Annotated in this window: 9 protein-coding genes and 1 pseudogene; 7 read left to right on the plus strand and 3 right to left on the minus strand. The window is 39.9% G+C overall.

Features of this window, described 5'->3' with window-relative positions:
* The first annotated feature begins 74 nt into the window (after positions 1–74).
* Together MMG00_RS05115 and MMG00_RS05120 are read left to right on the plus strand one after the other, a co-directional pair.
* A complete protein-coding gene (locus tag MMG00_RS05115) occupies positions 75–1,607 on the plus strand; it encodes an AbgT family transporter (RefSeq protein WP_242152351.1) in 1,533 nt (510 codons plus the stop codon).
* 33 nt (positions 1,608–1,640) lie between these two features.
* Positions 1,641–2,828, plus strand: a complete 1,188-nt coding sequence (locus MMG00_RS05120) for an amidohydrolase (RefSeq protein WP_242152353.1) — start codon at positions 1,641–1,643, stop codon at positions 2,826–2,828.
* A 105-nt stretch (positions 2,829–2,933) separates the two neighbouring features.
* Here MMG00_RS05120 and MMG00_RS05125 read toward each other — a convergent pair whose 3' ends face one another.
* From MMG00_RS05125 to MMG00_RS05135, 3 genes are all read right to left on the minus strand, one after another.
* Positions 2,934–4,457 carry a M20 metallopeptidase family protein gene (locus MMG00_RS05125; RefSeq protein WP_242152355.1) on the minus strand — a complete coding sequence of 508 codons (1,524 nt, stop codon included), beginning with the start codon at positions 4,455–4,457 and terminating at the stop codon, positions 2,934–2,936.
* A gap of 144 nt (positions 4,458–4,601) precedes the next feature.
* Entirely contained in the window at positions 4,602–7,100 is a 2,499-nt protein-coding gene (locus MMG00_RS05130; protein ID WP_242152358.1) for an ABC transporter permease, read from the minus strand.
* On the minus strand, positions 7,093–7,779 hold the full coding sequence (locus MMG00_RS05135) for an ABC transporter ATP-binding protein (protein WP_242152360.1): 687 nt from the start codon (positions 7,777–7,779) through the stop codon (positions 7,093–7,095). Before MMG00_RS05135 ends, MMG00_RS05130 begins: the two co-directional genes overlap by 8 nt.
* Positions 7,780–7,933: 154 nt before the next feature.
* Between MMG00_RS05135 and MMG00_RS05140 the strand changes: the two genes are divergently transcribed.
* From MMG00_RS05140 to MMG00_RS05160, 5 genes and pseudogenes are all read left to right on the plus strand, one after another.
* On the plus strand, positions 7,934–8,557 hold the full coding sequence (locus MMG00_RS05140; RefSeq protein WP_242152363.1) for an arylesterase: 624 nt from the start codon (positions 7,934–7,936) through the stop codon (positions 8,555–8,557).
* 589 nt (positions 8,558–9,146) lie between these two features.
* Positions 9,147–10,355: an MFS transporter gene (locus tag MMG00_RS05145; RefSeq protein ID WP_242152365.1), complete on the plus strand. Its 1,209-nt coding sequence runs from the start codon at positions 9,147–9,149 to the stop codon at positions 10,353–10,355.
* A gap of 100 nt (positions 10,356–10,455) precedes the next feature.
* Entirely contained in the window at positions 10,456–12,408 is a 1,953-nt protein-coding gene (locus MMG00_RS05150) for a pentapeptide repeat-containing protein (protein ID WP_242152368.1), read from the plus strand.
* 83 nt (positions 12,409–12,491) lie between these two features.
* Complete coding sequence (locus MMG00_RS05155; RefSeq protein WP_242152371.1) at positions 12,492–12,857, plus strand: carbohydrate kinase family protein; 366 nt, start codon at positions 12,492–12,494, stop codon at positions 12,855–12,857.
* Positions 12,850–14,210, plus strand: a pseudogene (locus tag MMG00_RS05160) (IS3 family transposase). The gene MMG00_RS05155 and the pseudogene MMG00_RS05160 overlap by 8 nt, the downstream one beginning before the upstream one ends.
* Positions 14,211–14,219 lie beyond the last annotated feature (9 nt).

The following is a 14,219-nucleotide window of genomic DNA, read 5'->3' on the forward strand; positions in this document are numbered from 1 at the left end:
TACAAATATAACGCTATAGTTTTAAGCATTCATTAAAAGATGACGAGTGCTTTATCATCATAAAAGGATTCCCTATGACAACTCGGCCCGCTAAGCCAAGCTTCTTTATGAGCTTTCTCAATAAAATTGAATATTGGGGCAATAAACTCCCTGATCCTGTCATGATCTTTATCGGATTATGCATCATTACGATCATTGCCTCAGCACTTTTGAGTGCGATGGATGTTACCGCTTTTAATCCTGTCACTAAAGAGACAGTCCATGTTATTAACCTCTTAACGATTGATGGCTTAACGCAGATGATTACCAAGGCCACCACTAACTTTACGCAGTTTCCAGCATTAGGTGTTGTGTTAGTTGTCATGTTTGGAATCGGCGTTGCGGAGCATAGTGGCTACTTTAGAGCAGTGATGATTGCAACTGTAGAAAAAGCGCCGATCAAACTCATTATGCCGGTGCTTATTTTGGTCGCAATGCTAGGAACCGTTGCTGGAGATGCGTCACAAATTGTTGTGCCCCCACTTGCGGCAATGATCTTTGTGCGGTTAGGTTATCATCCTATTGCTGGCTTAGTGATGGCGTATGCCGCAGCACTCGGTGCTTTTGCTGCTAATACCATTATTGGCATGGCAGATGCCTTAGCACTCTCCTTTACCGAAGCAAGCCTTAAAACCATTAATGTCGATATCCCCGTTAATATTGCCATGAACTGGTATTTTATGACGGCTTCTATGTTCCTACTCCTTTTTGTCATTCTCTTTGTGACTCAAAAAATTATTATTCCCCGTTTAGGTGAATATACGCCAGAGCATCAAGAGGAAGCGGTAAATGACCTTACAATAATTGAGAAGAAAGGTTTAAAATGGGCGAACTTATCACTTTTAACAATCTTAGTTGCCATTACCGTTTTAGCGATTCCAGAATCGAGCTTTTTGCGTAATCCTGAATCAGGTAGCCTTATTGATGGGCCACTTATTCAAGGTGTTGCCATTGTAATTGCCATTATCTTTTTTATTCCTGGCTTTATCTATGCGGCAATAACTAAAAAAGCTCGTAATTCTAAAGATATTGTAGAGATGATGAATCGTTCAATGGCGGGGATGAGCTCCTTTATCGTGATTGTCTTCTTTTCAGCGCAGATGATTGCCCTCTTTGCTTGGAGTAACTTAGGCTTGATCATTGCCATTAAAGGCGCGTCGCTACTTGAGAATCAAAACGGCTTCACGCTCATTATTGGCTTTATTATTATCACGAGTATCATTAATATCTTTATTGGCAGTGCTTCAGCAAAATGGGCGCTTCTTGCCCCTATTTTTGTGCCGATGTTCCTCTTTTTAGGCTATCACCCAGCATTTACCCAAGCCATTTATCGTGTGGGAGATTCCATTACCAATCCTATTACTCCCATGATGGCATATTTACCACTTCTCCTCTCCTTTGCGAAGAAGTATGATAAAAATATGGGATTAGGCACTTTGATCTCCAACCTCTTCCCTTATAGCTTGGCGCTTGGAATTGTTTGGACACTCTTTGTACTGATCTGGTACTGGTTTGGCTTGCCGGTAGGTCCTGGTGGCCCTATCTTCTTAGAGCAGAAATATTTCTAAAAAACAGACATCAATAATATAAGGATTTTTATCATGACGATTATCACAAGAGAGAAACTCGCCACTTACGAACCACAATTACTCAAGTATCGCCGGCATCTTCATGAACATCCTGAGCTCTCATTTCAAGAATTTGAAACGGCAAAATATATTGTCGAAAATATGAGTAAGCTCAAAAATGCAGAAATTATCCGCCCTGTGGGTACAAGTGTTTTAGTGAAATTTAAAACAGGAAAACCAGGTCCAAAAATTGGGCTGCGCGCAGATATCGATGCGCTCTCAATTCAAGAAGAGCGCCCAGAGCTAGATTTCCAATCTAAAAATGAGGGCGTCATGCACGCTTGCGGCCATGATATTCATACCTCAATGCTAATGACCGCTTGCCACTATTTTGATGAACATTTTGATGAGCTCACAGGCGAAGTCTGGGCAATTTTTCAACACGCAGAAGAACTCCTCCCGGGAGGCGCGCAAGAGATGGTAAAAACAGGGCTCTTTAATGAACTCGACTTTATCTATGGCCAACATATTTGGTCAGGCTTACCGGTGGGCGTATTAGATATTAAAGAAGGTCCTGCAAGCTCTAACTCTGATACCTATCGTATTAAAATCCAAGGAAAAGGAGGACACGCTTCCCAACCTGAGATGTCAATTGACCCGATTATTATCGGGTCGATGATCGTACAAAAACTTCAAACGATTATTTCACGCATGATTGCTCCACAAGAGCCTGGCGTTATTAGTAATACGCTCTTTGAAGCGGGAAGATCTAGTGCATTAAACGTCATTCCTGATGTCTGCATTCTTGGCGGAAGCGTTCGCTCAGCTAGTGATGAGGTTCGCCAAATATTTAAAGATAATATTACCAAGATGGCCGAATCTACATGCGCTGAATATGGGGCAAGCTGCACGGTAGATTACACAATCGGTTATGGCGTCACTTATAACAATCCGGAGAAGACAAAGTTCATTCGATCGATTGCAGAAAAGATGGAAGATACCACAATTATTACAGAAAAATGTATGCTTGGCGGGGAAGACTTTAGTGCTTTTTCTAAAATTGTGCCATCCACATTTGTCTTTGTTGGCGGTAACAACAGTGATCTAGGGTTTGACTATCCGCATCATCACCCTAAATTCGGCATTGATGAAGATGGCATGCTTTACGGCTTACAACTACTGATTAATGTTGTAGAACAGTACCCGACTTACTTTAACTAAAGTCCCCTCAATCAGTTTCGAATAAAATACCAAACATTTCTATATTAAAAAAAGCGTTATCAGCTTAAAGTTGATAACGCTTTTTTCATGGTTCAAATCCTCTTCTTATTCCTTAGTAGCATTTTGCTCCATATAACTTAGCGCACTTCCCACTAATGCTCTGACACCTACGATTAAAGCATCTTCATCAATCATAAATTCAGGGGAATGGTTCGCAGCGCCAGCTCGATCTTCAAATGGGGATGCATTAAGCCACCAATAGACAATCGGCGTGCCATTATTAGCATAAGCTCCAAAATCCTCAGAGCCCATTAAAGGCAGAGATTCAATTGCACCCACGCCTTTAGTTGCGACATCTAATGCCGGCGCAATGGTCTGTACGACATCTGCATCATTTACTAATACTTCATAGCCGGTACTTAAAGTCACATTCACTTTAACGCCGTGGTTATCAGCAATATTTTCACTATAGCGTTGGATTTTTTGATGAGCGATTGCCTGATTCTTTTTAGAGAGAGATCTTACCGTTCCCTCAATCACAGCGCTATCTGGCAAAATATTCATTTTGCTGCCACTACTAAGTAAGCCAACTGTTACGACAATCGTTCCATCTTGCGGATCTGTTCTTTGACTGACAATATTATTAAGCGCAATAGTTGTTTCTGCTGCCGCTAAAAGTGGGGAATTAGCACTCCAAGGTGATGATCCATGCCCGCCTTTACCTTCAAATTCAATCTTAAATCCATCCCCACTTGCCATAAAGCTTCCCGGACGATAACTAATAGAGCCTGAAGGGTAAGAACCCCCAATATGTTGCCCCATTACCACATCTACTTTAGGGTTTTCTAGCACATTTTCTGCCATCATCTGATTTGCACCACTTAGCGGCGTCCCTGGTCCTTGCTCTTCTGCGGGTTGGAAAATCAACACAATCGTTCCTTTTAGCTCATCTTTCATTTGTGAAAAGACTTTCGCAGCCCCTAGTAGCATCGCCACATGTGTATCATGCCCACAAGCATGCATAATAGGGGTTTCTTTACCATCCCAAATACCTGTGGCTAGCGATTTAAAGGGTAATGTATTTTGCTCTTTAACCGGCAAGCCATCCATATCTGCACGAAGCGCAACAACGGGCCCAGGCTTTCCACCAACTAAAACCGCTTTGACGCCGGTTTTCGCAATCCCCGCTTCAATCTCATAACCTCCCATCTTCTCTAAAGCATCCACAATATATTTTGCCGTTTCATACTCTTGATATGGAAGTTCAGGATGCTCATGAAGATGCCGGCGCCATTCAATCACTTGGCTCTCCATGCTATCGGCAAGCATTAACGCCCGCTCATTGAAATTTTTTTCAGCCTGATCTGATGCTTTAATTGTTGATTCAACACCGATAGAACCTGTTACTGTTGATCCCACTGTTACTGATCCCGTCGTTCCTGCCCCTGTCGTTAATGATCCTGTCATTGATTTTGACGCAACTTCCTCCGAAATCACAGACTCAGTCTCCATGCCACCTGAAACGATTAACTCAGAAGTAACCGTTTCTGCACTAGCAACATTCACCATCATTCCTGCTAATAGACAAGCTGAAAGCAAAATGCTCAATGGCTTTTGTCGTTGATTCATCTTTAAACTCCTCATTTTAAAATCCTCTTACCAATATTATTATTGTTATATCTCAAAACCATCCAAAGATCGGCCGATATCTCTTATTGATTGATCATCTATTAAAATACAATCCATAATCAATCTCTTTATCTATTACACCATTTATCTACGTAAAACCAATAAAGGCGATACAAGCACAACTCTTCTAGTCCCTATTATTCCCAATAGTGAAATCAATAATGCCCCAATTAGCGGCAATAATATTAACCAAGGATGCAGTTGCCACTCTAAATTTAAAACAAAACGATAGAGTAAAAAGCTAATAAACTCACTTCCAATCATCGCCAGTAATCCTGCTAATCCGCCCATTAAGGCAAACTCTATCAATTGGCTTTTAAAGAGCATTTTTCGATTTGCGCCTAAAACTCGTAAAATAGCACCTTGCCGTAATCGATCGCTTAATGTTGCTTGTAACCCCGCGATAAGGACGATTAACCCTGCTAATAGCACTAATGCTAAAATATATTCCACTGCTAATGTAACTTGTTGCAAAATTTCATTTAATTGATTTACTATCGCCATTAAATCTAATAGCGTAATCGTTGGAAACTCGCGGGCTAATGTCATCAGCTCTTTTTGCATATTAGCTGGTAAGTAGAAACTTGTTAAATACGTTACGGGCACACCCACAATTGATTCTGGGTTAAACATTACAAAAAAGTTAGGCTGCACCGTATCCCAATTCACATGGCGAATACTGGTGAGCTTGGCGGTATAGCTCTCTCCGGCAATTACAAAGGTGAGCATATCCCCTAATTGCACATTTAACCCTTTGGCTAAATCCTCTTCTAAAGAAACGCTCATCTCCTTACTATTTTCCTGCCACCACTCTCCTTCTACAAGCTTATTTTCGGCAGGTAAATCTGCGCTCCAAGTTAAATTAAGATCACGCTTTGTCGCATTTTCCGCTCGTTCATTATTAAACGCTCTTTTACGCACAGGAATCTCATTGATCGCCGTTAAGCGCCCTGCCACCATAGGATAAAATGGCGAGATATTAGGCGATAATGTTGCGACATGCTCCCTAAAGGGCGCTCTATCTTCTTCCATAATATTCATGGCAAAATAGTTAGGCGCATCAGGTGGCAATTGATCTTGCCAAGTTTGCAGTAATTCCCCACGGAGCATCATCACTAATGCCATTGTCATTAAGATAACGCCAAATGCGACGATTTGCCCCATCGATTTCACAGGGTTGCGCAATGTTTGTCCTAGCGCCATTCGCCATACAAATGAAGCTCGAGATAATACTCTACGTAAAAATCTCACAGAAAAATATAGCGCTGTGCCCAGTAATATCACCATCAAAATAGCGCCGCCAAGAAGTGCCAAAGTTAAACTGATATTTAAGCTTAATTGCCACATGATTAAAAAAAGTGCCAGTAACGCTATCCCATAAACCACAAAGCTTTTAAGCGGCGTTGGCAGTAAATCTTCTCTTAAGACTCGTAGCGGCGGTGTTCTTCCTAAAGCGGCTAAAGGCGGTAATGCAAAACCAATTAAGACTGTAAATCCTGTTGCAACACCTGCAATTGCCGGCATTACGCCCCCAGAAGGCAACTCCGTGCTAATTAGATCTTTTAATAAAACAAATAGCCCTAATTGCGCGAGCCACCCTAAAATAGCGCCTAGCACAGCCCCTATAATACTTACATAAAATAGCTCAAAACCATATAACCACAATACTTGCTTTTGCTGCATTCCAAGCGAGCGAAGTAAGGCGCTGGCATCATAACGATTATTGGCAAATTGATTCGCTGATAACGCAATTGCGACGCTTGCTAACAAGATCCCCACTAAACTTGCTAAATTGAGGTAATTTTGCGCACGGTTTAAAGCGCCACTCACCTCTTTACTCCCATCAGCAATGGTTAAAATCTTCTGATTAGGCATTAATGTTTTCTTTAATGCCGGCTGTAATTCTTTTATTTGCGCCATATCACCAGCCCACAAATGGCGATAAGTGACTCGGCTTCCTTTTTGCACAGCACCTGTAGCGGCTAAATCCTCACGATTCATTAACGCAAAGGGATTAAAGCTATAAAAATTTGCCGAGCGATCAGGCGCATAAGTGATGATTTTAGTGATTTTAAGGGATTGCTTCCCAATATCAATAACATCACCTACATGAAGGTTTAAACCATATAACAATCTGGATTCTACCCAAACTTCACCCACCTTTGGTCCTTCATTTACCTCATATTCAGGGGTTTCAAGATTATCTTGTATTTTCAGCTTTCCTCGTAAAGGATAATTTATATCCGCCGCTTTTACGGAAACAAGCTGAAGATCATCACCATTTAAAATTACTGTCGAGAAGTTCACGGTTTTCGCATGTTCTAACCCTAAATCTTTTGCCAGTTTTAACTGCGAATCTGCCGCATCTTCATTACTTCTTAGTACTAAATCCGCAGCGAGAAACTCCCCCGCCCTCGCTTCCATTGAAGCATGCAATCTTGTACTAAAATAACCAATCGCCGTACTAATCATGACCGTAATAAGAAGCGCTACCAGTAAAATACGCAATTCTCCGGCGCGGATTTCTCGCATCAATTGTTTAAAAGCCAGTGCCGCTAATTGAACAAAGGATAACTTATTCATGATTAAAATCCTGATCCACTAAACGTCCACCCTCAATTTGAATTCGATATTGGCAACGCTCTGCTAACCTTGCTTCATGCGTGACTAATACTAAGGTTGTTTTGCTCTCTTCATTTAGCTGAAAAAGTAGATCAATAATGGATTCACCGGTTTTCGTATCTAAATTGCCGGTCGGTTCATCGGCAAATAAAATCGTTGGGTTTGAGGCAAATGCGCGAGCAATCGCCACTCTTTGCTGCTCACCACCTGATAACTGCTTAGGATAATGATGGGTTCTTTCCCCTAATCCTACTCGAGTTAATAGCTCAATACTTCGCTCTCTTGCACCCTTTTTCCCTTCTAACTCTAAAGGTAACATCACATTTTCAACCGCTGTTAAAGACTCTAATAATTGAAAAGATTGAAAAACAAACCCCACATGTAACGCCCGAAGAGCCGCTCTTTCATCCTCGCTCAGTTTACTTAAGGGCTTTTCGGCTAATAAAATCTCCCCTTCGGTTGGCACATCTAAACCTGCGAGCAACCCTAGTAATGTCGATTTCCCCGAGCCAGAACTCCCGATAATCGCTAAACTATCCCCTTCATGTAATTGAAAAGAGATATCTTGTAAAATCGTTAATTTTTCTGTTGTTTCTACCGATTTTCCAACATGCTTTGCATCCAAAATTATCGTCGTCATTATTTATCCAAATGCGTTAAAATTTTAAAGATTAATCATAACATCTTTTTGCTGAATCAAAATTGCTCTCTTGTGGATTTAATCAATGATTCCAAACAAGGTAAGATAGTAGATGATTACTATTTTTCGCCCAACTTTATGAAAGGTTTTTATCATGAGACTTATCACACAATTAAAACTCGGTATGGCCGCCATCATTCTCTGCACTATTTCACAGGCACAATCCATTTTAATTGTTGGCGATAGTATTAGTGCAGGCTTTGGGATTAATGCAGAAGAAGGTTGGGTCGCTTTATTAGAAGAAAAGCTACAAGCTGAAAATCATCAATATCAGGTGATTAATGCTTCTATCTCTGGCGATACGACAACTAATGGGCTCTCTCGTTTACCTGCTTTATTAGAAAAACATCAACCCAATATCACGATTATTGAATTAGGTGGTAATGATGGGCTTCGCGCAACGCCACCTACTAAAATTGCAGAGAATCTCTCAAAGATGATTGAACTGACTCAAAGCGCAAATAGCACACCTCTCTTAATTGGTATTCAATTACCGCCTAATTATGGAGATGCTTACCTAGCCCGTTTCTTAGCGCTCTATCCTACATTAGGAGAACAGCATCAAATTGCCGTCCTCCCTTCAATTGTTGAGAAAGTGGGCGGCAATCCTGATCTTATGCAAAATGATGGAATTCATCCTAATCAAAAAGGGCAACCGCTCATGCTTGAGGCGGTTTGGGAAAAGCTTGAACCACTACTGACTCCTTCTAATAGCTAAACGCCTTAAAAAAGGCTTTCCCATAATTCTTAGGAATCATCACAAAAAATCGTCTTATAGTATCTTTTGCTTAAATAGCTTTAACTTAAAAAGATCTATCAGTAAGAGGGAATATTTGCATTCCTCTTGCTCCCTTTTGATGCCCACAAATTATAGTGAAATCAATTTCAAAGCCATTCAATCAAATTGCCGGCGCATCAATTATGAAAAGTGCAAGAATCGTTCTATCCGGTATTTGCAAGTCGTTTTGATTCATACGCTGTGCTATTTTGCTTTTAAAATAATGTTGTTTATAGTAATCGGCTATCAATCACAGGCTTTTTATAATCCTATTTCACGATAAAAAAACTGCTCTATAAAAAAGAGCTAAACTTTACAAGAAATCCCATAAATAGAACTATTTTTTCTATTCAATTGAGCTTAAAAATGAAATTTGCTATCTTCCTTAAAGGGAGAATATAAATCGCAAAATTCAATCTTTGTCCTGTTTAACAATCAGTGACAATCTATTTTGAAATTCAGCCAAAAACATCAAATTTCCCACTAATAATAACCATACTCATCACCAAATCTCTAGGGGAACAATGCTGTGAAGCCTGCTAATCAAACGCTGAAAGTCGCTTTACCCATCTTATTACTCATCGGTAGTGCGCATCTCTTTAATGACTTCATTCAATCGATGCTCACTGCTATCTATCCGATGTTGCAGAAGAATTTTGTGCTAGACTTTGCCAATATTGGTCTTATTAGCCTTGTTTATCAGATGACCGCTTCCATTTTACAACCTTGTATTGGTTTTTGGACTGATAAAAACCCAAAACCTATGCTTTTACCAATTGGAATGCTAGTGACCACAAGCGGTGTAGTGCTTTTAAGCTCAGCCACCGCTTATTCACACCTCTTAATTGCCGCAGGAATGATGGGAATTGGCTCTTCAATCTTCCACCCTGAAGCCGTACGATTAACGCGCATTGCATCAGGTGGGAAATATGGCTTAGCGCAATCAATTTTCCAAGTAGGGGGAAACTTAGGATCCGCATTAGGACCATTAGTTGCCGGCATTATCATTGTTAAATATGCAAATCAAAAGAATATTCTCTGGTTTGCAGCGGTAGGGCTTATTGCTTGTGGCGTACTCTTTTACCTTGGAAATTGGGGGAGAGAATATCAAAAATCTAATAAACGTAAAGTCGCCGGCGCTGTAACTTTCCCCTATGGTAAAGCACGCACAATGTGGGCGTTAACGACGTTAGCCCTACTCATTTTTGCCAAATATTTCTATATGGCAAATTTCACTAACTACTTTAGCTTCTATCTCATTGAGAAGTTCCATGTAGAGCGCTCTAATGCCGTTATTCTTGTCTTTGTCTTTATGGCTGCAATTGCCGTTGGTACCTTTGCCGGCGGCCCGATTGGTGATAAAATTGGGCGTAGATCTGTTATTTGGTTCTCAATGATTGGGGCTATTCCCTTCTCGCTTGCATTACCTCATTTACCCTTTATTGGTGTCATCATTGCTTCCATCTTTATCGGGTTAATTTTAGCTTCCGCTTTCTCGGCGATCGTGGTCTTTGCTCAAGAATTAGTCCCTGGTAATGTTGGCATGATTGCTGGTATTTTCTTTGGCTTAATGTTTGGAATGAGCGGTATCGGCGCACTTTTCTTAGGATGGCTTGCGGATGTGACAAATCTGCAAACGGTCTTTATCTTAACCTCCTTCTTACCATTTTTTGGCTTCTTAACCTTCTTCTTACCTAAAGAAGAGGATAAAATTGCCGGTAATGAGGAAAATGCTTAAAAAGCATCAAAATATCAGTGATCATGATCTTATGATGGAATAATGGCATAATAGCCTTTGTTATTTTTAGAGATGATCACTTAATTTTTATCGGAGTATTATGAGAAATTTCCCGCCAATCTTTGCAGCATTAAAAGCTGAATTACAAAAACTCGGCGCCTGGATGTTAAAAAACAAACGCAACCGCCGGATTAGTGCGCAAATTTTCGCCCTAATCCCGACGATTCTTTGGCTTGCCATACATTCCCCTATCTCTAATAGTATCTCTTTTTTGAGTCTGATCTTTACTGTTCCGCTCGCCTTTTTCATCTTTAGTATCCTTTATAACGCCCTTTTAACGATTTTAAAGCGCTATTTGATTCATACAAAACGCTCTTCAAGCGCCTCTCCGTTATTAAAGAGACTCACCTCAAAACATAGTTTGTTTGTGATGGGGACATTTGCGATACCAATGTTACTCATTTTATCGCTATTATTTGTAGATCTAATTTCTTTAATGGCGCAAGTACCGCCTTCTAAACTTTATGGGGGTGAATATACCTTTTTAACCTCCCTCTATTTCGGGGCTTTTGCGGTGCTTGGATTTAGTGTTTCTGCTTATGTGGCATCGGTTCGTCATCGCTCTTTACGCCAATCTGAAAAACACCTTGAATATACCCAACAAAAAGATCGTGAAAGTGAAGTCGATCGCCGTATGCTTGAAGGTATTAAGCTACTTGGTGATAAGAATGAATCCGTTCGCCTTGGCGGTATTTATATTCTTTGGGAGATCGTGAAAGATGCCGTTAAAGCGCTTCCTTATCTCGATAGCCGCTATTACAACGTCTATTTTCATCGTTATAAAGATCATCCGATTGTCCCTTATATCACCTCAAAACCGTTACCGCCTTCAGAAGTGAAAGGGCAAAAAAAGCTTAAAGAGCTCTACTTTCAAACAAACCCGGCAGACCTTGCGCAGATTAAAGCCTATCAAAAGGCTTTCTCGCTTCATGAACAGGTATTAAGTATCCTTTGCGGGCATATTCGTACCCTCACCAATACTGAAGAGTATCTATTAACGTACTATCCTTCGATTGCTAAATCTCGTTTTCCAAGAGCTTATTCAGAGCGCTATGATGATGCCTCTAGAGTGATTCGTCAGCGTGAAGAAGAGCCCGGCAATGAGATTCAAATCCTCTATCGACTATTGAGTAAAAAAGAGTATTCGCAAGATAAGACCTTAGTGAGAGCGCTAAACTTTAAGATGAATCTTGCAAGCTCGATTTTAAAAGGCGCATATAGTGATCATGCGGATCTCTCCTATGCGAATCTTCGTAATGTGAACTTTAGCTACGCTCAAGCAAACTATGTCACCTTTGATTATAGTAGCTGTATTGATGCTAATTTTGATGAAGCAGCGCTCAATATTACCACATTTACCATGACAGACTGTACATCGGCCTCCTTTAAGCATGCACAGATCACCAATACGACATTTAAATATGCAAACTGCATTCGCGCAGACTTTACTAATATCTTCCATAAAGTGTACTTTTATGGAACCACCATGCTTCATACAAAATTTTCGTATGAAGATTTTATGAATGATCGTATCGAGTTTTTAGGTATTAATGGTCTTCCTGGATTTGCGAACTCCACAAGCCTTGAGCGAGAAGCCATTATCGAACTTATTAAGGGAGATGAGGTGATCTACATTAACCCTAGTAATTCTGAGCCCATCAAAAATAACGCTGAACTTTGTGATAAATATATTGAGCTTCTTGAAAAGCCAAGATGGCGCATTCCGATCATGGAAGCAAAGCAAGCTCATGAAACGCTCATGCGAAGTGGTGAAAATCAACAACCGGGGGAAACCTATAGTGGGCACCGAAGCCTTGAGCAGATCAAAACGCGAGATAGCTTAGCAGTATTCCACCGCATGTTTAAAGAGAAAAATCGTAACTATCAAGCCTTTTATGAATCACTTAATAGTAAAGAGAAACGCCTTGTTACCAAGATGTTCTCTGATTTTGATCTCTCTAAAAAGCGAGATGAATTAGGGGGGAAGGCATAAACTTCCCCATGAACCATGATCTTAAAAAATCACTATTAACCCCTTATTTTGTTTCCAAATTCCTTTGAAGTAGACCCCATTTCATGACGAAAGAACTCCTCTTAATCGGTGACTTTGCCGGCGTTGGTAAAGTCTCATTATCTGTAATGACCCCGATTTTAACTAAGAAAAATCGCACCTTAAACTATCTACCTACAGCTGTTGTCTCTAACAGTTTTGATTATGGAGATGCGGTGGTGCAAGAGCTCACAGAGTTTATGAGAAATAGTACTCAAATGTGGCAAAAACATGGCTTTCAGTTTGATTTAGTCACTACAGGGTTTATCTTCTCTCAAGAGCAAGTGGAGATTATTCAATCACTCTTAACCTCGCAAAAACAAAAGCCGTACCTCATTGTGAACAGCACCCCAAAAGTTGGACACAACTTTGGGGTGTTTTTATATGACTAAATATTCTTTTGATTTTAAATTACAAGTAATTCAGTTTTATCTTGATAATCATGGTTATCAAGCGACTGCTCGCTACTTTAATGTGGAATGCACAACTGTCCGTAAGTGGGTGAAAGCTTATCAGTATCATGGGGCTGAAGGTATAAAACCCAGAACTTCTAAACTTAACTATACGGCTGAATTTAAGCTACATGTTGTAACTTACATGACATTAAATAACCTTTCTATCCGAGAGACTGCTGCATATTTTAATATTCCTGCATTTACTTCTGTATTAGAATGGAAATCTCTCTTTAAAATTGGTGGTTTAGATGCGCTTAAACCACGCCAGAAAGGTCGACCTAATATAATGAAACGTCCCAAAAAGCCAGATAATAGAACAGAGCAGGAAAAGTTGATTGATGAATTAACCGCTGAACTTCTCTATCTCCGTGCGGAGAATGATGTCTTAAAAAAGTATCAAGAGTTGGAAGAGAGGGAGGAACAGCGAAGGCTCAAACTGAAACAATCGAGGAGTTAAAAGGGAAGCATCCTTTAACACTCCTACTTAAAGTGAGCCATCTTGCGAGAAGTAGTTATTATTATCATCGAAAGTCACTCTTCTCTGCTGATCCGGAAAGTGATCTTAAAGCGAAAATATTGTCAATTTATCATGAGAACAAGGGGCGTTATGGCTATCGCAGAATTACAGCAATACTAAGGCGAGAGTTCATCATTAACCATAAGAAAGTCCAGAGGCTAATGAAACAGTTGAACCTAAAATCTTTGATTCGTCCAAAGAAATATCGTTCTTATAAAGGCCAGATTGGAAGAGTCGCTAAGAATCTTTTACAACGTCAATTTACAGCAAGCAAGCCTAATCAAAAATGGGTAACAGATGTTACAGAGTTCAAAGTCAATGGGGAGAAACTCTATTTATCTCCGATTCTAGATCTCTATAATCAAGAAGTTATTAGTTATGAAATTACAAAAAGACCAAAATATGAATTAGTCGAACGGATGTTGGAGAAAGCCTTAACATACTTACAAAGTAGTAAGAGAGGTCGAGAAAAGCTGATCCTTCATTCAGATCAAGGTTGGCAATATCAAATGGCTCAGTATCAACAAAACCTAAAGAAAAACAATATTAAACAGAGTATGTCCCGTAAAGGTAATTGCTATGATAATGCTGTCATAGAGAACTTTTTTGGGATATTAAAATCAGAATTTTTTTACACACAACGGTTTGAATCAGTAGATCATCTTCAAACAGAGCTGCACAAATATATTGATTATTACAATCACAAACGAATTAAGCTTAAATTAAAAGGACTAAGTCCAATAGAATATCGAACTCAGTCCTTGTCTTTATAATTTTAAACT

Origin of the sequence: Ignatzschineria rhizosphaerae (genome assembly GCF_022655595.1) — a bacterium.
GTDB classification, from domain to species: Bacteria; Pseudomonadota; Gammaproteobacteria; order Cardiobacteriales; family Wohlfahrtiimonadaceae; genus Ignatzschineria; species Ignatzschineria rhizosphaerae.

What these genes read in the sequence shown, in the direction of transcription:
- MMG00_RS05135 (WP_242152360.1), bottom strand. Translation starts at nt 7,779, where the DNA reads ATGACGACGATAATTTTGGATGCAAAGCATGTTGGAAAATCGGTAGAA.
- MMG00_RS05155 (WP_242152371.1), top strand. Translation starts at nt 12,492, where the DNA reads ATGACGAAAGAACTCCTCTTAATCGGTGACTTTGCCGGCGTTGGTAAA.
- MMG00_RS05130 (WP_242152358.1), bottom strand. Translation starts at nt 7,100, where the DNA reads ATGAATAAGTTATCCTTTGTTCAATTAGCGGCACTGGCTTTTAAACAA.
- MMG00_RS05140 (WP_242152363.1), top strand. Translation starts at nt 7,934, where the DNA reads ATGAGACTTATCACACAATTAAAACTCGGTATGGCCGCCATCATTCTC.
- MMG00_RS05115 (WP_242152351.1), top strand. Translation starts at nt 75, where the DNA reads ATGACAACTCGGCCCGCTAAGCCAAGCTTCTTTATGAGCTTTCTCAAT.
- MMG00_RS05120 (WP_242152353.1), top strand. Translation starts at nt 1,641, where the DNA reads ATGACGATTATCACAAGAGAGAAACTCGCCACTTACGAACCACAATTA.
- MMG00_RS05125 (WP_242152355.1), bottom strand. Translation starts at nt 4,457, where the DNA reads ATGAATCAACGACAAAAGCCATTGAGCATTTTGCTTTCAGCTTGTCTA.
- MMG00_RS05150 (WP_242152368.1), top strand. Translation starts at nt 10,456, where the DNA reads ATGAGAAATTTCCCGCCAATCTTTGCAGCATTAAAAGCTGAATTACAA.